Annotated in this window: 19 protein-coding genes and 1 other RNA gene; 8 read left to right on the top strand and 12 right to left on the bottom strand. The window is 40.3% G+C overall.

Translation table 11 applies throughout. From position 1 onward, the window contains the following. Positions 1-15: 15 nt before the first annotated feature. Together GTQ43_RS07610 and GTQ43_RS07605 are read left to right on the top strand one after the other, a co-directional pair. The gene (locus GTQ43_RS07610; RefSeq protein ID WP_265272062.1) at positions 16-579 is read left to right on the top strand and encodes a Uma2 family endonuclease; all 564 of its coding nucleotides are present in this window, start codon (positions 16-18) and stop codon (positions 577-579) included. Positions 580-597: 18 nt separating this feature from the next. Beyond that, a complete protein-coding gene (locus tag GTQ43_RS07605) occupies positions 598-1053 on the top strand; it encodes a cobalamin biosynthesis protein (RefSeq protein ID WP_265272061.1) in 456 nt (151 codons plus the stop codon). Positions 1054-1058: 5 nt separating this feature from the next. Here the strand turns inward: GTQ43_RS07605 and GTQ43_RS07600 are convergent, their stop codons facing one another. From GTQ43_RS07600 to GTQ43_RS07560, 9 genes are all read right to left on the bottom strand, one after another. Then, positions 1059-1412 (bottom strand): phage holin family protein, encoded by a 354-nt coding sequence (locus GTQ43_RS07600; protein ID WP_265272060.1) that lies wholly within the window; start codon positions 1410-1412, stop codon positions 1059-1061. 29 nt (positions 1413-1441) lie between these two features. Next, positions 1442-1564, bottom strand: coding sequence for a hypothetical protein (locus tag GTQ43_RS07595; protein WP_265272059.1), 123 nt, complete (start codon positions 1562-1564; stop codon positions 1442-1444). Positions 1565-1754: 190 nt separating this feature from the next. Then, entirely contained in the window at positions 1755-2807 is a 1053-nt protein-coding gene (locus GTQ43_RS07590; RefSeq protein ID WP_265272058.1) for a peptidoglycan-binding domain-containing protein, read from the bottom strand. Between the two features lie 92 nt (positions 2808-2899). Beyond that, on the bottom strand, positions 2900-4171 hold the full coding sequence (locus tag GTQ43_RS07585) for a M16 family metallopeptidase (RefSeq protein WP_265272057.1): 1272 nt from the start codon (positions 4169-4171) through the stop codon (positions 2900-2902). Between the two features lie 148 nt (positions 4172-4319). After that, on the bottom strand, positions 4320-5585 hold the full coding sequence (locus GTQ43_RS07580) for a M16 family metallopeptidase (protein ID WP_265272056.1): 1266 nt from the start codon (positions 5583-5585) through the stop codon (positions 4320-4322). Between the two features lie 111 nt (positions 5586-5696). Beyond that, entirely contained in the window at positions 5697-11096 is a 5400-nt protein-coding gene (locus GTQ43_RS07575) for an ATP-binding sensor histidine kinase (RefSeq protein WP_265272055.1), read from the bottom strand. A 145-nt stretch (positions 11097-11241) separates the two neighbouring features. Then, positions 11242-11425, bottom strand: a non-coding RNA gene (gene ssrS, locus GTQ43_RS07570) — 6S RNA. Positions 11426-11583: 158 nt separating this feature from the next. Then, on the bottom strand, positions 11584-12735 hold the full coding sequence (locus GTQ43_RS07565; RefSeq protein ID WP_265272054.1) for a 5-(carboxyamino)imidazole ribonucleotide synthase: 1152 nt from the start codon (positions 12733-12735) through the stop codon (positions 11584-11586). Further along, on the bottom strand, positions 12732-13256 hold the full coding sequence (locus GTQ43_RS07560; RefSeq protein WP_265272053.1) for a pentapeptide repeat-containing protein: 525 nt from the start codon (positions 13254-13256) through the stop codon (positions 12732-12734). The genes GTQ43_RS07565 and GTQ43_RS07560 overlap by 4 nt, the downstream gene beginning before the upstream one ends. A gap of 728 nt (positions 13257-13984) precedes the next feature. On the opposite strand from GTQ43_RS07560, the gene GTQ43_RS07555 reads away from it, so the two are divergent. From GTQ43_RS07555 to GTQ43_RS07540, 4 genes are all read left to right on the top strand, one after another. Continuing rightward, positions 13985-14308, top strand: a complete 324-nt coding sequence (locus GTQ43_RS07555; RefSeq protein WP_265272051.1) for a hypothetical protein — start codon at positions 13985-13987, stop codon at positions 14306-14308. A 439-nt stretch (positions 14309-14747) separates the two neighbouring features. Continuing rightward, positions 14748-16778, top strand: a complete 2031-nt coding sequence (locus GTQ43_RS07550) for an FAD-dependent oxidoreductase (protein ID WP_265272049.1) — start codon at positions 14748-14750, stop codon at positions 16776-16778. A gap of 165 nt (positions 16779-16943) precedes the next feature. Then, positions 16944-17270, top strand: coding sequence for an ATP-dependent Clp protease adapter ClpS (gene clpS / locus GTQ43_RS07545; protein WP_321162424.1), 327 nt, complete (start codon positions 16944-16946; stop codon positions 17268-17270). Positions 17271-17275: 5 nt separating this feature from the next. Further along, positions 17276-17599 (top strand): DUF2103 domain-containing protein, encoded by a 324-nt coding sequence (locus GTQ43_RS07540; RefSeq protein WP_265272047.1) that lies wholly within the window; start codon positions 17276-17278, stop codon positions 17597-17599. A gap of 33 nt (positions 17600-17632) precedes the next feature. Here the strand turns inward: GTQ43_RS07540 and GTQ43_RS07535 are convergent, their stop codons facing one another. Both GTQ43_RS07535 and GTQ43_RS07530 read right to left on the bottom strand, forming a co-directional pair. Next, complete coding sequence (locus GTQ43_RS07535) at positions 17633-17953, bottom strand: hypothetical protein (RefSeq protein WP_265272045.1); 321 nt, start codon at positions 17951-17953, stop codon at positions 17633-17635. Positions 17954-18444: 491 nt separating this feature from the next. Beyond that, positions 18445-18933: a molybdenum cofactor biosynthesis protein MoaE gene (locus tag GTQ43_RS07530; RefSeq protein WP_265272044.1), complete on the bottom strand. Its 489-nt coding sequence runs from the start codon at positions 18931-18933 to the stop codon at positions 18445-18447. Positions 18934-19341: 408 nt separating this feature from the next. On the opposite strand from GTQ43_RS07530, the gene GTQ43_RS07525 reads away from it, so the two are divergent. Further along, on the top strand, positions 19342-21384 hold the full coding sequence (locus GTQ43_RS07525; RefSeq protein ID WP_265272042.1) for an ATP-binding protein: 2043 nt from the start codon (positions 19342-19344) through the stop codon (positions 21382-21384). Here GTQ43_RS07525 and GTQ43_RS07520 read toward each other — a convergent pair. Then, complete coding sequence (locus GTQ43_RS07520) at positions 21374-21802, bottom strand: KTSC domain-containing protein (RefSeq protein WP_265272040.1); 429 nt, start codon at positions 21800-21802, stop codon at positions 21374-21376. The genes GTQ43_RS07525 and GTQ43_RS07520 overlap by 11 nt on opposite strands. Positions 21803-22561: 759 nt before the next feature. On the opposite strand from GTQ43_RS07520, the gene GTQ43_RS07515 reads away from it, so the two are divergent. Further along, on the top strand, positions 22562-24097 hold the full coding sequence (locus GTQ43_RS07515) for a hypothetical protein (RefSeq protein WP_265272039.1): 1536 nt from the start codon (positions 22562-22564) through the stop codon (positions 24095-24097). Positions 24098-24269 lie beyond the last annotated feature (172 nt).

The raw sequence follows: 24269 nt of genomic DNA, 5'->3' as shown, positions 1-24269 counted from the left end.
TGGAGGCGATCGCTTATGGTACGGACAACATCAAAAAATATAACTTTGGCAGAGTTTCTAATATTACCGGAAACAAAGCCCGCTAGTGAATACATCGATGGACAAATTATTCAAAAACCCATACCACAGGGAAAACACAGTATAATTCAAGGTGAAATGGTTAGCACTGTAAACTTAACGGTGAAGCCCAAGCGAATTGCTCGTGCTTTTCCAGAACTGCGGTGTACTTTTGGTGGAAGGTCAATAGTGCCAGATGTTGCTGTGTTTACTTGGCAAAGAATTCCCCGCGATGAAAATGGTGAAGTTGCCAACGTCTTCCAAGCATCTCCCGATTGGACTATTGAGATTCTATCACCTGACCAAAGACAAACGAAAGTTACAAAAAATATTCTGCATTGCCTGAATTATGAAACACAAATGGGTTGGCTGATTGATCCAGAAGAACAAACGGTATTTGTGTACATCCGCAATCAACAGCCAATCATGTTAGATGAACTAGATGCTTTATTTCCTGTGCCAGATTTTGCCAGTGAGTTGAGGCTGACAGTAGGAGATTTATTTGGTTGGCTGTTGGAGTAAAATAAGGAAATACACCAAGTGCAACAGGTTTTATGGGTGGGAATCGGTTGTAAACGGGGAACCTCATGGCAATTGATTGATTGGGCAATTGAGGAAGTCTTTCGAGAAAATCAACTTTGTCAAAGTGCGATCGCAGGGATTGCTACCATTGACACTAAAGCCTCAGAAGTTGGCTTAGTAGAACTTTGCCACCTCCGCAATCTACCTCTAAAAATCTTTTCTGCCCAAATCCTTCGTTCTGTCTGTGTCCCCAACCCTGCTACAATTACCGACCACAAGGTAGGTACACCTAGCGTAGCAGAGGCGGCTGCTATTCTTGCAGCTAATCCAACTACTTTCTCTTTTACCAACACAGAAGCATTGGGATTGAGTTTCTTAGTTCCTAAACAGATTTTCCAGCTACAAGGGCAACCAGGAGCGGTAACGCTAGCTGTTGCCCAAGGCTCAAATATAACTATTACAAAACTCCACTAATTTTTCTAGTCAACAACTCTCAACAAATAGTTAATTATGCTAGAAACAATAGCTAGCACGATTGAACCTAACAAAGCAGGTAAAAACCCCTGAATTTCAAAACCATAAACAGGAGTTAAGGCACTTGCCAACCAAAGGGTTAAAGCGTTAATTACCAATGTAAATAAACCAAAGGTGAGCAAGGTAATCGGGAAGGTCAAAATCTGTAAAATTGGTCTAATAAATGCATTAACCAGACCAATCACAAAGGCCGCAACCAAGGCAACCACAAAATTCTTAATAAAGAATCCCGGAACGATATTAGCAGTAATAAATAACGCCACCGCAGTACCGAGCCAAGTTAATAAAAAGTGTTGCATAAGTTTTTTTAGAAGAATTAGCAGTAAGTTTAATTAATTTTACTATTGACAGTTGTGATATTTGACGCGATCGCGTGTCCTTGTGCTTGACTTCTAAAGTTGTCGTCATCTTTTGTCAGCCCAAAAGGAATGTAATTTTTTAATGCTGGCATAGAGAGATACTTTTAATCAGTGTATCTTTATCGTATTCCAGGATGTACCGGAGTGAATTCATAAAAAATGATCTGAAGCGCAAAACCCCTACAAAGGTTTCTCAAAGTTAAAATACGTATTACTCATAATCCTTGTAGAGACGTAGCACTTGCTACGTCTTCTATAGTGGATGGCAACTTTAGCGTCAAACTAACGCCGCAAAAGAACTTCCCAGGTAGAGCCACCAACTACACCGTCAGGTTCTATACCATAGCGCTTTTGTGCGGCTTTCACAGCTGTCTCGGTTGTCACACCAAAGTCTCCATCAGCATCGCCTTTCAAGAAACCAAGCTTTTTCAGTTGTTCTTGCAACTTCACAACTTCAGAACCACGTAATCCTATACGCAAAATTGGCAATCCTTCGGAGGTGTATTGAATACCAGAGGTTCGCTTAGTAGTTGTGTTTGACTGAGTTTGAGTCGTTGATGTAGTCCGATTCGGTCTTTTCTGCGTTCTGGAATTTGTACCTTTTCTGGGAGTAGCAGGTCTTGGCTCAGGGCTGCTTGTAACTTGTGTTGCAACTTGTGTTACAGCTTTTTTTGAGGTAGTAGGTCTTGGCTGTGGGCTGGTTGCAACTTGTGTTACAGCTTTTTTTGAGGTAGTAGGTCTTGGCTGTGGGTTAGTTGCAACTTGTGTGACAGCTTGTTTTGGGGGGCTGGGATTTGCAACATTGGTGAGGTTGTTAGCCTGGGTGGGAATAGGAAAATTTGTAGCTGAGTTAAATATTGGCTGGGATGAAGGAACGGTTGACGCGGCTACTGGTTGATTAGGGAAAAGTCGTTGCCAAGTGCTGGCATCAACAATGCCATCTGGATTTAAGCCAGCTGCTTGTTTAAACCGGGAAACAGCACTAGCTGTATTCTCACTATATATACCATCCACTGCACCAGAGTAAAAACCCAAAAGTTTCAAAGCTGCTTGAAGTTCAGATACGCGATCGCCTTGGCTACCAACTTTGAGGGTAGGGCGGTTGATGCTATCTTGAGGATTTACTTGAGCAATTCTTTGTGTTGGTGCTATTGATGCTACAGCCGTTGAGGTAATCAGCAGAGGCGTAGCCCAGAACAAGAGTATTCCAATAGCTGATAAAGATTTAGACCTCTTTGGTTGCCAACCCTGTCGTTTTTCCATTTCACAGCGATTTACAGTGAGGTCTAGTAATTTTAAGTAACTCAAAATACTTGCTGTCAGGCTGCTTTGCATGGAATTTACTCCCAGAATATTCTCATGCTAATGGTACAGCCGCTTGGTCTAAAAAACAGCTGTTCTATTTTACGATGTCTCAGACAGGCTATTTACGCGATCGCTCGATTAACTGCTTCTTCTTGACCAACTAAAGATAAATAAGGCTCTTTTAAATACTTACGGGCGGCGGCGATCGCATCTTTGGCACTCACTGCGGCAATCAATTCTTGAAACTTGGTGTCAAAATCAATTCCTAAGCCCAAAATTTCATACCAGCCGTATATCTGGGCAATTTGTCCATTGGTTTGTTTACCCAAAGCGTACTGCCCCAGGATCTTATTTTTAGCAGCTTGGAGTGCGCTTTCGGATACTTCTGTGGTAGACAATAAATCTACCTCTGTACGCAGTCCCTCTAGGGCAATGGTGGTATTTTCGGGTGCTGTACCCATGTAAACCACAAATGAGGCTGGAAATAGCCTTGTGGAGTAAAAGGCGGATACTTCGTAAGCTAAACCCCTTTTTTCCCTTAATTCGACAAACAAGCGACTAGAAAGCCCATTTCCTAAGTAGGTACACAGCAATTTCAGGGCGGCGTAGTCAACAGAGCTTACCGATGTTCCCAAATAACCAAGCATTACGATTGATTGTTGTGTCTGTAGTGGCTTAACCTTTACCTGTGGTTCTACTTTAATCTCAGGTAGATTCAGTATTGGCAGTGCTTGGGCTGGCGCTTGCCAATCAGCAAAAACTTCTTCCACTAATGCGACTGCATCAGTGGGTGTGATTCTGCCAGCAATACTAATTACTACATTATCTGGGCGGAAATAAGTTTGATGATACTGCACCAAATCCGCGCGAGTTAAGCTGCCCATACTGGTTTCATCTCCCAGCACTGACATAGAGTAGGGATGATTTTGGTACATTACCAGCCGCATTTGTTCAAAGGCGACATTGAAAGGTTGCTCTTTTTGGGAACGAATATCTTGGAGTGCTAAACGCCGTTCTAGTTCTACTTGAGTTTCGGGAAAAGTAGGCGATCGCAAAATCAGCCCTGCCAATGCTAAAATTTCCGAAAAATCGGATGTCACCGTCTTGAAAGATAGCAAAAAATAATCAGTGCCAGCATCCGCGCTCAAACTAGCTCCTACAGACTCGACTTTTTCAGCAATTTCTAAGCTAGAAAGCCCATCACATCCCTTTGTCATCACTGCTGATAGCAAATGTGCCAACCCTGCTTTTTCCCGGTTTTCATTACAACTACCAGCACGCACAAAGATTCGCGCCGCAATAATATCCGCCGCCGGATTTTCTGTCACCAGCACGACAATACCATTGTTCAATACGGTGCGATGGATAGGCGATTTTTCCAGCAAGGTTGTCATTTATGCTTTGTCCTTTGTCATTTTTCAAAAACTAATGCCCCATGCCCATTATGAGTCCTGAGTGAGGAGAGTGTTATTTTCCTCTTTGTCTCCCCAGTGCCTAGTCTTCAATCATAAATCCCAATGCCCAATGCCCCATACCCAATAACTAAGACGGTTTAAGTACAGTAACCGCGTAATTCTGCGGTGAAAGATATTGTTTAGCTAGTTTTTGCAGTTCTTGGGCATCAAAGGACTGAATTTGTTGGGGATATGTCACAGCTAATTCAGCTTGGGCGATGGTATTGTAATATCCGTAAAGCCCTGTAAGCTGATTTGGCGTTTCGGTAGAAAATGCATACTCATTACATAGCAGTCGGCGTGTACGGGCAAGTTCCTGTTCGCTAATTCCGCTATTCTGCAATTCATCCAAATGAGTGCAAATTAAGGACTCAACTTCCTCTAGATTTTCTGGTTCTAACCAGGCAGTAATTGTAAATAAACTTGATTCTCGTTGTAGAGAAAAACTACTGCAAATTCCTTGTACCAATTGCAAATCTTCTCGCAAATCGCGCACTAAACGCGAAGTCCGCCCTTCTGCCAATAACACTGACAACAAATCTAAACCATAGCCGATACGCATGTCCTCTACTCCGGGTACCAGCCACGCCATCAACAATCGCGCTTGCTCTATGCGTGGTAAACAAAGTTCTTGACGGTGAATTCCTGTTATTACTGGCTTTGCTACTTTCTCAAACTGCGGACAATTCAAGCGTTCGGCAAAATCAGTAAATGAACGATTTACCATTTCCCAAGCTGGTTGCTGGGCTATACCCCCGGCTATTACCACTGTCATATTTTCCGGCTGATAGTGGGCGTGGTGAAAACAGCGCATTGCTTCTGGAGACTGCTGCATCAATTCTTGCTCAGTCCCCAGCACCGAACGTCCATAAGGGTGATGCGGATAGATGCTTTGAATCAGAGTTTGGAATCCTATCCAGTCGCAATCGTCTTGACAAGAGCGAATTTCCTCTAGCACTACATCCCGTTCGCGGCTAAATTCGTCTTCTGGAATTGCCGCATTGAGCAGGAGTTCTCCCAAGTAGGGGAGAGTATCTTTTAAATAAGGGGCAGCCGTGGTGAGTGAATAATGAGCATAATCATAGCTTGTCGCCGCATTACTTACGCCACCCCGGTTTTCAACCTTGGCATCGAACATCCCAGGGGGTAGCGTCGCCGTTCCTTTAAAAATCATGTGTTCTAAAAAGTGCGCCATGCCGAACCACGGTTTTGGCTCTAGGCTTGCTCCAGCACGCACCCAAACATCCGCCACAACTACGGGAGTCGTGGGAATTTCTTGATGAATAAAAGTTAAACCACTCTCTAGTCGGAAGACTGAGGCTGGAAATACAGTATTAGTTAGTTGTTTTAACAATTTTTTGTAGCTTTAACCACAATTTTAGATAATTTTTTTATCTTAACTCCGAACGATACCCAATTTAGAATCAAGTTATACAGATTTTATAGAATTGTGCGATCACAGCTATTAAAAAACTGGAATTTCAATCACAAATTCTGTTCCTTTACCAACCACAGAATTGCAACTCAACCGCCCATTATGGGTTTCCTCGACAATTTGCCGAGCGATCGCTAATCCTAATCCTGTTCCCTTCCCAACCCCTTTAGTGGTAAACAGGTGATCAAATATCCTGGCTCTAATCTCCTCTGGCATCCCTTGTCCGTTATCTTTGATGCGAATTGTCACTATACTTTGGTCACTGGATACTTCTGTGTTAATGAGTATTTGGTGAGGATTAGCTTGCACTTGAGCAAAAGAAAGCCCCTCACTGGATGTATCTAAAACATCAATTGCATTAGCAAGGATATTCATAAATACTTGATTTAGCTGTCCTAAAAAACACTTTACAGGTGGTAATTTTCCATATTCGGTGATGACTTCAATTGCTGGACGTTTTTCGTTAGCTTTCAGGCGATACTTTAAAATCAACAGCGTACTCTCAATTCCTTCATGGATATTACAAGCAATTTTTTCTGCTGTATCGGCTCTGGAGAAGGTACGAAGGCTAGTACTAATGTCTTCAATTCGATCGCTTGCCACCTTCATTGAACTCACTAGCTTTGGAAAGTCTTCAATCAGGAATTCTAGGTCAATTTTTTCGCCATGCTCAATGACTGCGATCACTGGAGTGGAATAATGTTGTTTAAGCAATTGGATATGGGCGATTAAGTCTTGAGTATACTCTTCGGCATTGTTGAGGCTGCCTTGTAAAAATCCAATAGGATTATTAATTTCATGTGCTACCCCAGCAACCAAATTGCCCAAGGTTGCCATTTTTTCACCTTGCACCCTTTGTAATTGGGCTTGCTCCAATTCTTGGAGCGATCGCTCTAACTGTTGGGCATAATTTTGAGATTCTTGATAAAGGTGGGCATTTTCTAGAGAGATGGCGGCTTGGGCGCATAGCAGTTGGATAATTTCGGTGCGAGCGATCGTAAATGCACCAATTGTCAGGGGATTTTCTAGATATAGCAGCCCGATGAGTTTACCCTGATTTAACATCGGCGTACACAACACACTCTTAGGTTGTTGCTGCATAAAATATGAGTCGGCGATAAAATCAGTTTGTGCTGTTGCATCATCCAGCACAACAGTTTTTAAGCTGTGTTTGACATAGTTTACCAGTGTGATGGGAATGTCTTCGCTGGTTGACAATGGTATAGATACCAGAGTGACTCCTTCAGTGATGGTGGCTATAGCTTCAACTACTAAGTCACCTTGTTGGAGTACAAGTAGGGCAGCTTTTTGTGCGCCGGCATTTTCCATCACCACTTGCAAAAGAGTAGTGAGCAATTGCTCTAATTGAATTTCACTGGAAAGAGCTTGTGCGGCTTTAAAGATAGTCGCCAAATCGAAAGCTTCAGAAATACTGCTGCTAGAAAGATTTGTGTGGATGGTTTGATGTGGTAATAATGCTCCATCAATGGTTGAATTTAGTTGTAAGCAATTAAGTTGCCCTTGTAAGATGGGAGCCAGAAGTTGAGGATAGCGTTTTTCTAAGTCCTCAGTTATGGCTTTAGCGCCCCAACGGGCATAGCAATAATAAGCTTCTTGCATATAAGTTTGGGCAATTTTTTCTTTGCCCCAATCGAGGTAAAACTTGGCAGCTAACTCATTGCTCAAGGCTTCTTCTTGGATGTATCCGTTTTTTTTAGCAAGGGAAATGGCGCGATCGTAGAATTCCATTGCTTTGTTTTTTTGCAGCAAAATCCGCTGCCGTTCTGCTACGACTAAATAAAATTTATGTTGATGATTCATTGGGGCATGATGCGCCCATTTTTTCAACTTTTTCTGATGGGACGTTACTTTTTTAAGAATCTGTTTTTGCTCGCTAGCCGTTGCTGTTGGATAGAGAATTAGTTGGGTTAGTGCATCATAAAAATAAACTATTGGTACAACTGCCGCCGATGTTACCCCATCTAAATAGGTAATTGCATTAATTGATGCCTCAGATGCTGCGGTATAATTTTCAAACAGATAGCAAAGTATCAGTTCATTGGCATAGCTAAAGCACAATCCAGTGCGATCGCCTGTTTGCTTTTGTAATGGGCGAATAGTTTGGGCATCATAAACAGCACCTGATAAGGAACTGGTATTAGTAGCTCCCAACAAGTTCAAGATGGCTTGACGAAATGAATTAATATAGGTCTGAGGTTTTTCTTGTCTAAAATTGCTGTAGACTTCGGCATAATCACCCATCTGTTTTTCTAACTCAGCCAATTCTTGCCCCATAAAGTATCCATGAAAACTACAGGTATAGCTAGCCCAAGCTGCATATTCAATATCTCCTGTTTCTAACCCCACTTGATAAGCTTCAATTAAGGGGGCAATTGTATCTTTAAGAGGTTGATGCCAGTGATTAATGAATGTTTCAACAATAAAGAAAGTTCTCGCTTTAAATTCCTGACTATGGAATTTTTCGAGAACTTGTAATGCTAATTGACCAAATTCATAACCTGTCTCAATATTTCCCAGAATGCCACACTCAATTAATCCATACCAGGCATAGCCAAATGCAGATGCCGCTGCATTGCCGTACTGCATCGACAAATTGACTTCGCTTAAAATTATTGGTGGTAGTAAATCGGGACGAGCAATATAAGCCGTTGAATTCGTGCTAGCCAAAATTCGGATTGCTGCTAGTTGTTTGTTCCCCGTCATGTCAGGTAAATCTATCAATTTTAAAGGAGATTTACCGAAAAGTCGTAATTTAGTTAGGGCTAAATTGAGTAAAGTTTGGGTTTTATTAGCTTGATGAGATAATTTTACACCTAAAAGATTTAGCAGTGCGATCGCAGTCAGAATCGAATCATCAAAACGACTCTGAGCTAAATAAGATTGAATTTGGATCTCAATGGATTTAACCCGATCTAGTAGGATGTTAGCATGTTGTTGGACTAGCTTAACAAACTCTTCTACCTGGTCAAATTGACCCATAAGATAGGCTGCTGAAGCAGCTTCTTCATATAAGGATAATGTCAGCGAATACTGTTGTTGCCAGCTATCTGTTCTCAATAGCTGAATACCACAACTGATATATTCTATTGTATTAGCATAGGCGGTGGATAGCTTGGCTTTTTGTCCAGCCAGCAAATTTAACTGTGCTAATTGATCTCGTTCGGACTGCTGAGTGATTAGATTGACACCAATATTCAACTGATTAACAATCTCAAAAAGTCTCTCTTCTTGCTTTTTAATGGGTGTTTTGCTTAATAGCAATTGGCCAATTTGCAGATGGATGGATTGCTTTTTTGACTCTGGGATTAAAGCATAAGCCGCTTGTTGAACGCGATCGTGTAAAAATTTATAGTTTACAGTTAGCGAACTTTGTGCTATATCCTGTGTTTCTCGCCCAACATAGAATTTGTAAACTTCACTTTGTGGTAAGATTAGCCCCTCTTGTAATGCTTTCCAGAGGTATGTTGCTGTTTCGGTTTCGGAATTTTCAGAAACAATTGCCAATGTTGCCAAATTAAATTGATTACCAATACAAGCCGCTAATTTTAAAACATTCTGCGTTGATTCTGGCAACTTTCGCAACTGTAATACCATAAAATCAACGACATCATCTGTCAAGGCTAATGCCTTAATCTGGGCAATATTACATTGCCAACTTCCACTATCTAAATCAAAATTGATTAGATTGTCTTGATGTAGAGCTTTAAAAAACTGCGTACTAAAAAATGGATTTCCCTTTGTTTTTTGATAGATTAGCTGTGTTAATAACTGTGTGTTTTTTTGTGAAGATTTTAGAGTATCTGCAACCAGTTCATTTAAACTTAGCTGACTTAGAGGAACTAATAAAATTGTGTTAACATTAGCATTTGTTTTGGTAATTTCATCTAATGTTAACATCAAGGGGTGAGCAGCAAAAACTTCATTGTCACGATAAGCTGCAATTAATAATAAATACCCCTTTCTTGACTCATTCATTAGTAACTGGATCAACTTCATTGATGCGGAATCTGCCCACTGAATGTCATCTAAAAAAATGACTAGGGGATGTTCTTTGGTAGTGAATACTTGAATAAATCTTTGTAATAATAAATTAAATCGATTCTGTGCTGCACTTGGTAAAAGTTCCGTTACAGATGGTTGTTGACCAATAATTTGTTCTAGTTCGGGAATTACCTCAAGAATTACTTGCCCATTTTCACCCAGCACTTGTAAAATCTCACTTTTCCAAGTTGACAATTGGGTATCACTTTCACTGAGCAATTGTCTCATTAAGTCTCGAAATGCTTGCACAAAAGCGGAGAAAGGAATATTACGATGAAATTGGTCAAATTTGCCTTTTATAAAGTAACCCCTTTGCCAGACAATGGGTTTGTGAACCTCGTTGACCAAAGCAGTTTTACCAATACCAGAAAAACCAGCTACTAACATTAGTTCCGTCTGATTGTTGGTAACGCGGTCAAAAGCTTTTAGCAGAGTTTCAACTTCAAGTTCACGACCATAGAGTTTTTCTGGAATAATAAAGCGATCGCACAGATCCCTCTGGCCAATTGGGAAACTTGCAATTTTTCCCGTTTCCTTCAGTTGAGCCAAACAATTTTCTAAATCATATTTCAGTCCAAATGCGCTCTGATAGCGGTCTTCGGCATTTTTCGCCATCAATTTGCTGACAATAGATGAAAGTACAGGCGCAATTTGCGGATTAACCTCATGTACTAAAGACGGAAGTTTTGCAATATGACAATGTACCAATTCCATCGGGTCGTGCGATTGAAATGGTAATTTACCCGTTAGTAACTCGTAAAAAGTTACACCTAGAGAATAAAAATCAGTTCGGTAGTCAATCCCCCGATTCATCCGTCCAGTTTGCTCTGGTGACAAATAGCCCAAAGTTCCTTCTAACACATTAGGACTCATCAAGATTTGAGTTTCTCGTGGCAACAGAGATGCAATACTAAAGTCTATTAACTTAACTTCTTTAGTTTGTGGATGAATTAAAATATTGGCAGGTTTAATATCTTTGTGAATCACCCGATGACAAATTAAAATATCTAAGGTATTGCACAGTGCGATCGCAATTTGTAAAAACTCTTCTAGAGATGCAATATATCGCGTCTGGTCAGAGGTCAAATAATCTTTGAGAGAAATTCCCCCAAAGTCTTCCATTACTAACGCATAGCCATTCTGATAGGGTTCCAGGCTATAGGTTTGGATGATTCCAGGTAGATTCAAATTTTTGGCGATGGTGAACTGGTTACGAAACTGGAGCAATTCACTAAAGTTGGGATAAGCAGTCTTCATCAGCTTAATCACCACAGATTTTTGGTCAGTTTCTCGTTCAGCACGATAAACTAAAGTTCGAGAACCGTTGTAGAGTTCTTTTCTAATATGAAATCCGGGAATGCTGACCATACGGCTTAATTTTTGAGACCTTAATATTTAGGCTTCCCAAAAACATGGCAATATTTACTGTCAGTTCACTCATTTTGAGGTGACAAACGAAATTTAAATAATTAAAGCTCCCAAATTCTAACTGATTTTGGGAGCTAATAATTTTAAGTTCACCGCGACGCCGTTTTACCTAAGTTTATGACCTGGGTTTATCCAGGTGGGAACCTAAATTCCTCGTTTAAAGTTTCCGGGTACATGCCCGGTATACTGCCACGAGAACAGTTGACTCCCTTGTCATTAAAGGCATAGATCAAAAAACTTGATGGCAGTCACCAACGTCGTAGTGCAACTCACTCATTATAGCTTTTCAAAAGATGTTGTGTGTTCAACATCGAAAGTTTCTCAGGACTTATGCAAAAAATAGTCCAAACAGTGATTTTCCAGTAGGGGCAATTCATGAATTGCCCCTACTGTGTGTAGTTTTGCGTAAGTCCTATTTCTGCTCAATTTACCTGGGATACCAGATAGATTCTATATTGTGGGCGATGGCACTTGCCGATTCTCTATTTTGATCGTCCAGCAAAACGGTAACATGTCCCAATTTCCGCCCAGGGCGTGATTCTGTCTTCCCATACCAGTAAATCTGCGCCTGGGGAATTTCTGCTATTTGTTGACGCTGGCTTTGGTAATCGCTGTGAGAATTTTCATACCCCAGTAAGTTCACCATCACAGCACCAGCGCACTGCAAAGCTGGATTCCCTAAAGGTAAACCACAAACGGCTCTGAGATGCTGCTCAAATTGAGAAGTTTCACAAGCATCAATAGAAAAATGTCCAGAATTGTGGGTACGGGGAGCAATTTCATTTACCAGAACTTTGCCATCAGCACCCAGAAATAGCTCAATTCCAAAAATCCCTACTACTTCTAGGCTATTTAATAAAGTATGTGCGATCGCTTGGATTTCTGCTACTTGATTGGGTGTAATATCAGCAGGTGCAATCACTCGCCGACAGACTTGTTGTTCTTGTTGAGTTTCCACTACAGGGTAAGTTACAATTTCTCCCTCGACAGAACGCGCTGCAATTATTGCTAGTTCTTTTTCAAAAGGGACAAATTCTTCTAATAAGAAAAGGGATTTATTTAAAGTTTTTATGGTTTCAGAATTTAGCTTCTGCTCTAAAGTAGCAAAATCCTGAATTATGAAAGTACCCTGACCATCATAACCGTGCCGACGGGATTTTAGAACTGCTGGGAAACCTAAATATTCTATTTTTGATTTGAGATGTTCCACCTCATCAAGGGCGAAAAATTGAGGAACTGGTAAGCTCAAGTCGCGTAAATAGCAACGCTGATGATATTTATCTAAAAGTGGAGCTAAAGCTTCTAATCTGGGACGGAAACAAACACCTTGCTGTGCTAAAAAAGATAAAGCTTGTAGGTTAACAAATTCGTTTTCAAAGGTGATGACATCGCATTTTTTAGCTAATATTTCCGTAGCATTTGCGTCATCAACTGGCGCGAAAACAGTTTCTTGAGCAATTGACACGGCCGGGTCGTGAACGCTTGGAGTTTGTACTACTAATTCTACACCTAGCTTTTGTGCTGCATCCGCCATCATCCAGGCAAGTTGTCCGCCACCAATTACACCAACACGTTTCATTGACATCCTAGAGAATCACGAGTTTGCACGCCTGTCTTGGAATTCACACCACTGGCTTTTGTACACAGTTCTTTGATTTGTGCCCGATCCAAAATTGCATCTGTAAAATCTGCACCGTCTATATTCACATCATTAAAGATGGCGCGGAGTAAAAGAGCTTCTTTGAAAATTGCATCACTCAAATCGGCCTTAGTCAAGTTTACCTGATCGACCATTGCATTAGTTAAATCCGCTCCGTGAAGATTTGCTTTTGTCATCACCGAAGCACTCATGACTGCTCCGCGCAAGTCAGCATTTGAAAAGTTAGCCAGTTCCATATTGGCGTTAGAAAACTCCGCAGCTTGCAAACTTTCACCAGAAAAATCACGTCTTGACAACTCTGCATTGCTAAATGACAGTGGATGAGTCCAGTTTACTGCCAGGGCGGGATTAGCTACGCACCAGATAATAATTCCTAGAAGGAACGCCAATCCTTGTCGCCAAAAAATATTGAGAGTCAATTTGGTGTCTAATCGCTGCATTTAGGCTTACCGCATTTGAATATTAGCAAGACTGGCTGATTTTAATTGAAACTCGCAGCCTTGCTACTGGACTTGGGGAGATGTGTATTTCCCTTGCTTAATATTTTGTAACGCAAAAAGAGTAAATGGTTCTCACCTTGAGCAAAATTCTGCTTCCGACTTTGGTTAGAGAACAGCTAGGAGCGATCGCACTCAAGCAGCATAAGAATTACTAAATAGCGATCGCAATGACTGAGTATAAGTTACTTGTCACATCAAGCAAGCTTCAGCAGAACATAGACAGAGAGGATAACCTAGCGCTCTTCATGATGAAAAAATTTGAAATCTCTAACTCTAAAGGAATAGTTTCGCCGGATAAAGCAATGTCTACAACGAGTTGCGCCTACGCTTGTTGATTTGTTCACAATTATTCATTTTTAGATTTGAATTTCAGGATATCAAGAGCTTTATTAAGCAGTAATACTTACCAACTTATTTACAATTCTTGACATTTGAATTCTCAAGTAAAGTTTATTGTCTTTTAAATTAAACAGCTGCCATCAACTGCTAATCTTTTAATTAGTGAAAGCAAGGTTTTGAGCGCAACTATATGCGTTTCCAGTGCTTAACAAAGCTTAAAAGTTGGATAATTAGCGTTAATTTTATAGCTATTAGTTAGTTCTCCAGGAATCTCTAAGAGTTTACATTCACCAAGTACACAACTTCCACAAATCGAACTCCGAAACCCGATGATGAATCATTACTCACTTCAATGGATTGAGGCATGGTGCCAAGAGAATGGCTGGACAGATTTATTTGTCGAGCGACGTAACAACTTCTGGGCTTTCCCTCCAGGTGGAGTAATGCCAGAACCAATCCCAGTGAATGTTCTCAGAGGGATTAAAGCTGAGAATGGATTGACCTTTGAAGAAAGATTGTGGTCGATGTCCGCAGTAATTGGCACAGTTATAGCTGTTCTTTTCACCTTTTGGTTTCAGTCACCGATGCCATTAGTTTTAGCTTTTGCTTTTAACGCTGTTACGGTGGCTCAACTTGAGCTTGAAGATGCCTAAATTCTTGTTTTGGGCTTTGCTATTAAAAACTGCTCTTGTCTACTTTCAGCAAGAGCAGTTTTTAATTTTAGGAGAAGAGACGAAATAATCACATATCGATAGTTTATCTTTCGGATAGGGATTGAACTTGGGTAGATTTTTTCATGGGTAGGTTGCGATCGCAATTAAAGCAGAATTCAAGTGTCAAAATTCATAATTCAATGGATACATTTGCAACGGATGTAATAGCTCATATTCAAGAATTGGGTGAAGTGAGAATTGAACTAGGCGCTCACCTTATTTTATTAAGATTTTCACTTGTTCGAGCGTGCTATTCGCTTCATAAGTTAATCCCCCGCTATATCGTGTAGATTAACTTGTGAAGAATCGCTTGAGTTAAACATTTGCTAGATGCTACCTTCTACAAGGTGACACAGGATTTGCAGGGGTGTATTTAACCATGAAGCACAGACACAAGGTAGCTTATAGCTTGACATCGCTGATCGGTCTGAATTTAATATCTACCTCAGTTGGATTTGATTCCGTAAACGCCACAGTACCGAGAAACCCAGATAAAAGTGTCAACTGTGAGATTTTAGTTGTAGGTGGTGGACTATCTGGTGTCGCTACAGCTTACGAGGGTTTGCTAGCAGGACGAACGGTTTGTCTAACGGAAATTACTGACTGGCTAGGAGGGCAAATTTCTTCTCAGGGGACATCTGCGTTAGACGAACGCCCAACTCAACGGGCGCTCAAATTCTATTCTCGCGGCTACCTGGAATTGCGAAACCGCATTGGGCGCAAATACGGTAAACTCAACCCCGGTGACTGCTGGGTAAGTGAATCCTGCTTTCTTCCCCGCGATGCTCACGCCATTTTAACCCAGATGCTCAAAGATGCTGAAAAGCGGGGCAAGGGTAAGTTGCAATGGTTTCCCAATACAGTAATTAAGGATTTAGAAATCGCTGCTGATGGCAAAATAATTGATAGTGCGATCGCTATTCAACATCAACCACCAAAATTAGCACCACCTCTCAATACTTTTACTTTATCTCAAACTATTGAAGATTCCTATAGCTACGAAAACTCATCCCGATTTACCAAAACTATTATCCGTTTTCTCCCCAAGGCTACGAAAGGGGATGCTCCCAAGTGGTACGTTGTAGATGCCAGCGAAACCGGTGAAATTATCGCCCTGGCTGATGTTCCGTACCGATTAGGCATTGATGCCCGTTCTTACCTGGAACCCTCTGCTTCCAGCACCAATAACAACCCATATTGCCCTCAAGGTTTTACCTACACCTTTGCAATGGAGGCAACCAAAGAACCGCAACCGCAGACGATGCCCCCATTTTATTTAGAATATGCGCCATATTTCAGCTATGAATTAACCCGACTGGCTAACTTTAATTTGGTTTTTACCTATCGTCGCATTTGGAGTCCAAACAAAGGGAAATCCGAAAAATTCGGCGGTGTGAGTTTTACTGCTCCTACACCGGGGGATATCTCTATGCAAAACTGGACTTGGGGTAACGACTACCGCCCCGGAACCGCAAATGATAACCTGATTTATACTCACCAACAGTTACAAGCTACTGGACAGTTAAAACCAGGTGGCTGGATGGGAGGACTGCGGACAGAAACCCTCCGCAAAGCTGAAGAAAATGCCATCTCATTCTATTATTGGTTGGTGGCTGGAACTACAGATTCCAAACTGGGGGAGGGTGTGAAGCAGCAGCAAAGCAATAACCGCTTGTTATCAGGGTTAAATTCCCCGATGGGAACAGTGCATGGCTTATCGAAATATCCCTATATGCGCGAAGGACGACGCATCATTGGCCGGCCCAGCTGGGGACAACCTGATGGCTTTGGTATTTGGGAAATTGATATTTCTCGCCGAGATTACAATGAGGATTATTACTCCAAGACTCTGCCAGCAGATATGTATCGGAGGCTACGGGCAGCACTTGCCGGCTTGGAAGCAGTTTCAGTAATTGATGGTAAAGTCCCACCAGACAAAGCAATGCGACGGACTCGTTCTACTATTTTCCCCGATGCTGTGGGTATTGGTCACTACGCTATAGATTTCCATCCTTGTATGGTAAATAGTCCCCCAGAAGCCGTTGGCAATACAGAACGTCCAGGTGAAAGGCGTGGTGCAGGCCTTGCTTATCCTTTCCAAATTGCTCTCAGGGCGATGATTCCCCAGAAAATTGATAACTTGCTGGTAGGAGGCAAAAGCATTGCTACTAGTCATATTGCTGCTGCTGCCTATCGAGTCCATTCCTTTGAATGGTCTTCTGGCGCTGCTGCGGGAACTGTGGCTAGTTTTGCCCTCAAAAATGCGATCGCACCTTACCAACTAGTCAATAATTTACCCAAACAAGAGCCACAACTGGAAGCACTCAAACGGCTTTTGCAACAAAATAGCAACCCCACCGCTTTCCCCGATACATCCATTTTTAACGAAAACTGGGATAATTGGCGATAGGGAGTTGAGCATTGGGCATTAGGCATTGGGGAAGAAACTTGTTAAATAATTCCCCCTTGTCCCCCTTCCTCCTTCCCCTGCCCCCTGCCTCTTCTCCCCACTCCCCAGACAATGGACTAAACTAGTTACTTGTAATTTTGTAAAATCTTATTGACCAATTATTCTATGGTTATGACACTTTCAGCAGATGTTTACGGGATGGCCACAGCACCAACTATAGCTCCTGAACGGTCTAATCAAGTTACCCGTAAGACTTATCCGAATTACAAAGTGATTGTATTAAATGACGATTTTAATACATTCCAACATGTGTCTGAGTGTTTGATGAAATATATTCCGGGGATGAGTGGCGATCGCGCTTGGGATCTGACTAATCAGGTACACTATGAAGGTCAAGCGATCGTTTGGGTCGGCCCTCAAGAACCTGCGGAACTCTATCATCAGCAGCTGCGCCGAGCAGGTTTGACAATGGCACCTCTAGAAGCAGCTTAACTATTATGGGCAAACCCACCGCAGACTCCCTCCGGGCAACTTCACAAAAAGCTGCCAGACTAGTTTGGAATCACTCGACACACCTTTCTGGTCTTATCCCAATTTTAGAACGTCTTTGTCAACAGGATGGCATCCAAACCGTTACGCCTGGAGTGATTGGGCGGTCAAGAGGTCATTGTCCAAAAATGCAACTACGCATATCTGTACCGATTCGCGGCGGCTATAAAGTAATTGCCCGGCAAGGGAAGACAGTACAAGAAGTATTTATTTTGACACCTCTGGCGCAGTCAGAACTGGAAACGGCATTAGCGATCGCAATGAAATCTTAATCATGCCCAATTCCCAATGCCCATACCCAATGTCTATTCTTCAACCCGATGGACTGCAAATTTGTGTAGTGGCAGACTAAGAATGCACGAAAAAGTTAAGAAATATGACAGAGCAGTAGTTATTTTCAAAGTCATAACTACAGATTCCCACTCAGGTAAAATTATTTTCTCGATGCCAAAAGCTACACAGTAAACTAGCCAATAAGTAAAGCTCATTCTAAACAGAATCACCTCTGTTTCTTCCACATCATTTCTTTGCTGCTTACTTTCCCATAGTAACAGCAGTCCAATAATGCAAGCTACACAAGAAACAGCAACTACAAATTCGTGACAAAATATATTTAACGAATGCATTTGTGTTTATTCCCACATTTTCAGTTAAAGATCAGTCTAAAGGAATATTCCTTGCGGAAATACAAATTATTTACAAACCTCAATAGAGCAATGGAAATTATGTAAACAAATGCAACAAAAATTGTTGTTTTGCGAATATAAATCTTGTTTAAGAGTTTGATTGGAGTTTCAAACAATTTGTCATATATTCTGCTAAGAATTGCTGAACAAGAAAATATCCATTAGATATCTTCGAAAAAGAATGTAGAGACGTAGCACTGCTATGTCTCTACAAGGGTTGTGGATACGCATATTTAATTTCTGGAGGTCTAAATCTGGAGTTACAGCTATTTTCAGGTAAATAGCTGTAAACAAGCGATCGCTGGCTGCATTTTCTCAAGTTTGCTGCTTGGCGATCGCCGCAAGCCAGTTTTTTCTTAAAATTCCTTTTTAACTTCTTACCGAAGAAAGGCAGAGGGCAAAAAATATTTTTCTTCCTTCTACCTCCTAGTCTAAGAACAATTTTCTGGTAACTGTTCGCAAGCACCAACACTCACCCAGCGACTAGAACCATCTTCCCAATGTTCTTTCTTCCATATAGGTGCATTGTGTTTGAGGGTATCAATAGCATACTGGCAAGCTTCAAACGCCTCACTCCGATGAGGACAACCCACTGCTACTAAAACGCTAATTTCTCCAACTTGCAAACGTCCGGTGCGATGATGAATCACTACCCGATTTACATCAGACGTAGATAAGCGAATATCAGCAGCAATTTGATAAAATATCCGCAATGCCATAGGTTCGTAAGCTTGATACTCTAGAGCAATTACAGGTTTACCATCAGTTTGATTGCGAACTACGCCACTCATCAAAACTACAGCACCGTTGGCTGGATCGTTAGACTTGGCATAGATTTCTTCAAGAGACAATGGTGCAAAGCTAATGGCAAAACTATCTTCGGCTCTTGGTTTAACAGCAGAAGCAAGTGTAGTAGTCATAAATGCATTTGTATTTTGTGGACTTTTTCTATTGTCTCTGAACAAAATGCCACTGGTGTATGTCTAGTTGCTCTTGTTAATACTTTGGGGCACAACAAGAATTTTTAGGTCAGTAATTTTATTTATTTGTAAAATTATTATGGTATAAATCTTTTAAGATTTACTTAAATTCCCCAAAATTATCGATCGTTTTTTTTTAAGGCATATTAGTATAATTAAAGCCATCAAGTTATATGCTTGCTTAGTTATTTAAATAATCTTTGAGATATTTGGTTGGCAATGCTCAACGTCAATTGATCCACTTGTGAGAAGACTGCACTGCCTCTCCCACAGAAAGCGTTGTAAATCCAAATTTTTTTTAGTAAGACGAGGTCAAGTTGTCATTCGGCAATAATTAGGAACAATTTAATGGAATCTTTAGTGTGTAACAATGAAGCAGCGAGGCTAGAGGCTCTGCATCGGTACCAGATTCTTGACACTCCACCAGAAGAAGCATTTGACGATCTAGCGTTTTTAGCCGCACAGATTTGTAACACACCCATTGCCTTAATTAATCTAATTGACGCTAACCGTCAGTGGTTCAAAGCCAAGGTGGGGTTAGATATACAGGAAATGCCACGAGATAAAGGGTTTGGGCCGATTTGTATGGCAAGTGGCGAAGTTTTAATTATTGCCGACACCTTGGCTGATGAAAGATTTGCTGCAAATTCCATAGTTACTGATGCTGAATTTAACGTGAGATTTTATACAGGTGTACCTTTGTTAGCACCAGGAGGAGAAGCGATCGGGACTGTGTGTATACTCGATCGCGTACCACACCAAATTAGTCCCAAACAGGTGGAATCTCTGCAAACTCTTAGTCGCCTGGTAGTTAGACAACTAGAGATCCAGAGGAACTTAGTGAAACTGGCAGAGGACATTATTGAACGCAAGCAAGTAGAACAAAAAATCCACGAACAAGCAGCATTACTGGATATTGTCACTGACGCAATTGTTGTGCAAGATTTGTCCAACAAAATTTTATTATGGAATAAAAATGCTGAGAAACTTTACGGCTGGAAGTCAGAAGAAGCTATCGGTAAACAATCAGATGAACTTTTGCCGCAAAATCTAGAAATTTATCAGACTGTATTGAAGGATGGAGCTTGGCAAGGGGAGTTACAGAAAATCAGCAAGTCTGGAAAAAAGCTGATCGTTGAAAGTCGCTGGATGTTGATAAATGATGGACATTTTCAAGCAAAATCAATCCTTATTGTTGATACTGATATTACTCAGAAAAAACAATTAGAAAAACAATTTTTACGTGCTCAACGGATGGAAAGCATAGGCACTCTTGCTAGTGGTATTGCTCACGATTTAAATAATGTGTTATCACCAATTTTGATGTCGGTGCATCTGCTGAAAGCTAAAACCGGCGATCAACAGATTAACCAGATGCTTTTAATAATAGAAAGCAATGCCAAACGTGGCGCTGATTTGGTAAAGCAAGTATTGTCATTTGCTAGGGGAATTGAAGGCGATTCGGAAAGACAATCAGCTATGCATAAATTCACGGTGCTTCAAGTCAAAAACGTGATTTTAGAAATGCGGCAAATCATCTCCCAAACATTTCCCAAATCAATCGCATTGTATACAGAAATTCAGGAGGGATTGTTACCTATTTGTGCCAATAGTACCCAATTGCATCAGGTACTAATTAATTTGTGCCTTAATGCGCGGGATGCTATGCCTACAGGGGGAAATTTAACAATATCCGCTGAGAATATTTGGATTGATGAAACTTATGCCAGTATCCACCTAGAAGCTAAAATTGGTGCTTACATTGTCTTGACAGTTACTGATACGGGACTGGGAATCAATAGTGAAATATTAGATAGAATATTTGAACCATTTTTTACAACAAAAGATTTGGGTAAAGGTACAGGACTTGGACTATCAACCGTAATAAAAATTATTAAAGAACACGGCGGTTTTGTAACTGTGTCAAGTTCTGTAGGCAAGGGGACAAAATTTAAGGTGTACTTGCCAGCAGTTAATCAAGTTCCAATGCAGTTATTAGAAGATACAGAAATACCAACTGGATCTGGAGAATGTATTTTGATTGTAGATGATGAAACTGCTATTCAAGAAATTACTAAAACATCCTTAGAAAACTATAATTACACAGCAATTACTGCTGGTGATGGCATGGAAGCTTTAGAAATTTACGCCCAGTATAAAGATAAAATTAGTGCTGCAATTATCGATATAATAATGTCCAATATGGATGGAGCAACTACCATTCGGACATTACAAAATATCAATCCGTTATTACCGATTGTTGCTGTCAGTGGACTTGTCACAAGCGAACAAGTACCAATCGACAAAACGGATGAACATACAGCCTTTTTACCCAAGCCCTATACAACACAAGAATTATTGAAAACCCTGCATGCAGTTATTAGTCAATAGTATAATCTGCATTATCTAGACGATCGCAGTCATATCTGCCTTTAATTTCTTGATTGAAAAAGCTGCCAACTGAGTCAGAGGTATGTAAATCTTGCCAAGTATCCTCGTCTACGCCTAAGTACTGATAAACAGATCCATTTTGAAACTCAACTTGCAAAATTTGTTCGTCGCGATCGTAGCCGACAGCGATCGCCATTGCTGAACTAACTGGTAACATAGCGATTGGTTCTGCTTCACAGGGTAGTACACTCGTTTCAGCGATTGCCTCGTTTAGTTCTTGCAATCCTTCATAAGCTTGTATCGGTGCTGGAATTTCCAAAAATTCCAGTTCGTCGCCTCGATCCAGCAACAACTGCAAATATCCATCAGAGTGAGCGATCGCTACTAAACTGCTCAAGTCTACCTTAGATAGCCTCATTAATTTTGCTCTCCTGTTGGTTTAGTCGAGAGTATTAAAGTCTTATGCAACACTTAAGTGCTTTAATAGTACTCTTGTACTATTAAAGCACATTGGGAAACCAAGGGTGAGGTTTTGTAAATCTCTTGAGTCTTAACATTCGTCAAGGGTGTATCGGCATCAACCGAACGACCAAAATAAGGGTTGAAAAATGGTTTGCTAACCTGCAATGCCCTTTATAATACACCGTATCCCTAAAAGAGTCGCACCCTCCACTGCAAACACTTGCAAAGACTAAAAAATTTCAGGAGTGCTGAGTGCAATTATTACTTTTTTACTCTAAGCCGAGTTACGGGCTAAACGCCCCGCTATTGGCGTACAGCACTCAGCACTGTTTCAGTGAGAGGACATAGCATAGCAAAGTTAAAATCATAATTAATTACCAAGAAACTTATACCCTTCACTATATAAAGTTTGTAGCTATTATTATTCAATCATGAAGAATCTGTATGCATAGTTGCTGTTATCGTGTTGTGAGATTGACTGCTACGCTATAATCAATTAAAGAATAATATTTAAAAAATTTAGTCAATATAATTAGCTACTAGACAAACAAATTCTGTGCAGGTTGATTAACGCAAAATTAAGGGTTTAAAACTCACATAAGTAAGTTGTACTTATATAGCCAAACTTGTGTAGTGTTGAGGTTTAGACTACAAGTAACTAGGATGCAATTTAAAATTGTCAAGGATGGTATAAATTTAGACTTTGTAAAAAATATTGCATTCAAATCAAAAATTTATGATTAGTATTACTAAGTTAAATAAAATAGATTTTCTAGTTTTGATTGCTATTCTCATGATTGGTCTTGTACATTTACCTTTCCCATTTGACGGAGATCAAGCATTTTTTCGGCTAGGTGCGTGGGAGATGCAACAAGGAAAGGTACTGTATCGTGATTTTTGGGATATTAAGCAACCGGGAATTTTTTGCTTTTATTTTTTGGCCGGAACTTTGTTTAGCTTTGATGAGATTGGCATCCATATTTTTGAACTTATTTACATGATATTACTTTCGATAACATTGCAGCTAACTCTAAAAAGCTATTTTCGGCATCAGATAATCGCAAGTCTAGTACCTTTGTTAACGGTTGGCGTTTACTATATTGTTTCAGGTGCTTGGCACCTTACTCAGGTGGAGGCATTGGTTGGTTTTCCTTTGTTCCTCTGTCTTTGGCTCACTTTTAAATCGTTTAAAAGTGATGGCAAACAAAGATTTTATCTACTTTTACTTTCAGGATTTATTGGTGGAATTGTCCTTCTATTTAAATTTATACTTCTGCTTATATTACTTTCATTTTGGCTAACTATATGGATGTATTCTTTATTAATACAACGGCACAGTATCCAAAAAAATTCTATTGAAATCTTTCTCCCCCTTTTTATAGGAATTATATTTCCTCTTTCAGTTGTTGCTAGCTACTTTCTTTGGGTTAATAGTTTTTCAATAGTGTATCAGACATTTTTTATATACCCACCCCTTATTATTGCTAATTCAGAATTTCATATAACTGAGTTTATTTCAGGAATTAAATGGTTTGTCCAGAATTTCTATCCGCTAATTTTAATGGCTATTGTTACAGTATATGTATCATTGCATAAGTCTAAGAATATATTGACTTTACTGCTTGTTGTTTGGTGCATTTTTGCTTTCGGTATTATTGTTCTACAACAGGCAGCATTGTGGGAGTACCATTATTTACTATTGTTTGTACCCACAGGTATTTTAGCGACTAAAGGATTAGATATATTATGGGGATCTTTAAAAGAATTAAGGTCTTTAATCCCGACAACTCTGCTGATATTTTTATTATTTTTCCCTTTGTCATCTATGCTGACAAAAAAAAGTGTCGCTCTGGTTACTAATAACTTTGCCTTAACTGAAGAGACACGATTAAAATATCAGGCTGTCTTTAGAAATAAATATCCATCTCTTCACTCCGAGGCTAACTTTATTTCTCAATCAGGAAGTATTGCTGGTGAAATTTATGTCGCTGGCGATCCGTCTATTTACTATTTTTCTCGTCGGAGTCAAGCAACCATCTTACGTGGTTGGGCACTTGAATATTTTCTACCTGAACAATGGACAGCACTTATAGAGCAGTTAGATTCATCAAAGCCTCCTTATATTTTTATTGATTATAAATCCCAGGCTATAATCAAAGAAAATTCCCCAAAAATGCTAGAATTTGTTGGTCGAAGATACCAGATTTTACGTCAAAACAATAACGGTATTTGGTATCTCTTGAAGAAGTAAAAAGTAAGAAATACAGAGGATAAATCTGTGGGCTTGAAAAAAAGACCAAGAGTACCTTGCACTACATATCTCGGTACAATTATTTTTTTGAAGTGGGTTTGACAACCATAACTAATTTTTTTAAAACTATTCTTGAGCGATAGTATAACAGTAGATTATTTACATTGGTCAT

This window comes from Nostoc sp. KVJ3, from assembly GCF_026127265.1.
GTDB lineage: Bacteria > Cyanobacteriota > Cyanobacteriia > Cyanobacteriales > Nostocaceae > Nostoc.
The sequence above is the reverse complement of the archived record's forward strand: the minus strand, read 5'-3'. Positions and strand labels throughout refer to the sequence as shown.